We start from the raw sequence: 1,274 nt of genomic DNA on the forward strand, positions 1-1,274 counted from the left end.
GCGCCGGCGGCCGCGGCGGCGGCCGAGACGACCGTCCGCGGCAGGGACAGGACCTCCGGACGGGCCTGACGATCGACCTCGAGGAGGCGTTCCACGGCGCGACAAAGGAGCTCTCGCTCACGCGTCCGACGGCCTGTGACACCTGCGAGGGCGAGGGCCATCCACCCGACGCCGACGTGCGCACCTGTCCGCAGTGTAACGGCCGTGGACAGGTTCAGCAGGTCCAGCAGACGCCGCTCGGCCGCGTCCAGCAGACCTCGACGTGTCCGCGCTGTGAGGGCGGCGGCGAGCTGTACGGCGAGGACTGTTCGGACTGCGGCGGCGACGGCGCCGTCCGCGAGGAGGCGACGCTCTCCGTCGAGATCCCCGCCGGGATCCGCTCCGGGCAGAGCCTCCGGATGGAGGGCGAGGGCGCGCCCGGCGAAAACGGCGGGCCGAACGGCGACCTGCTGATCGAGGTCGACGTCGACGTCGGCGACCGCTTCGAGCGCGACGGCGACGACCTCCACGTGAACGAGGCGGTCTCCTTCCCGCAGGCCGTCTTCGGCGACACCGTCGAGGTCGAGACCGTCGACGGGAGCGTGGAGATGGACGTCCCCTCCGGCACCCAGAGCGGCGAGACGTTCCGCCTGCAGGGGAAGGGCATGCCCCGGCTCCGGCGGCGCGGCCGCGGCGACCTCTACGTGCAGGTGGCCGTCGTGGTCCCCGAGTCGCTCAACGACGAACAGCGCGACGCGCTGGAGGCGTTCGCCGAGGCCGGCGGCGAGGACGTCGACGTCGGCGGGGGCTTCTTCGAGAAGCTGAAGAGCTCGTTTTAGCTGCGTTTGGTTCGCGGGTCGGCGCTCGCGACGGGCGCGCCGCCGCGGATAACTGGACGAATGCGGCACGCGACCGGTCGACCGCGGATCGTATCGATCGCTCGACCAGTCGCGCGCCGGCGCCGCCGCCAGCCTTCCGCGGCCCGTAGCTTTTCCGTGGTTCGGCGCCTGCTTCCGGTATGGGCTACGACACGACGGCCTACGACGACGTCGAACCGCGCGCGCCGGGCATGTACTTCCTCCGCGACGCGCTCGACTGCGAGCAGCTCGGCGTGACCGTCGTCGAAGCCGACGACGGCTGGGAGGGATTGGAGCACGACCACGCCGAGGACGGCCAGGAGGAGGTGTACCTCCTGCTCCACGGCGAGGCGACCCTGACCGTGGAGGGGGAGGCGATCGACCTGGGCCCCGGCGACGCGGTCCGCGTCGACGCCGACTCGTGGGTCTCCTTCTTGC

General features: G+C 72.2%; 2 protein-coding genes. Both read left to right on the forward strand.

Going from position 1 to position 1,274, the window contains the following annotated elements; genetic code table 11:
• Positions 1-818, forward strand: an 818-nt coding sequence (locus tag GJ633_RS16760) for a DnaJ C-terminal domain-containing protein (protein WP_156589658.1), incomplete at its 5' end; no start/stop codon positions are given.
• A 179-nt stretch (positions 819-997) separates the two neighbouring features.
• The coding region (locus GJ633_RS16765) for a cupin domain-containing protein (protein ID WP_156589659.1) at positions 998-1,274 on the forward strand (277 nt) is incomplete at its 3' end.

It is taken from the genome of Halorubrum sp. CBA1125, assembly GCF_009742825.1.
Lineage (GTDB): Archaea > Halobacteriota > Halobacteria > Halobacteriales > Haloferacaceae > Halorubrum.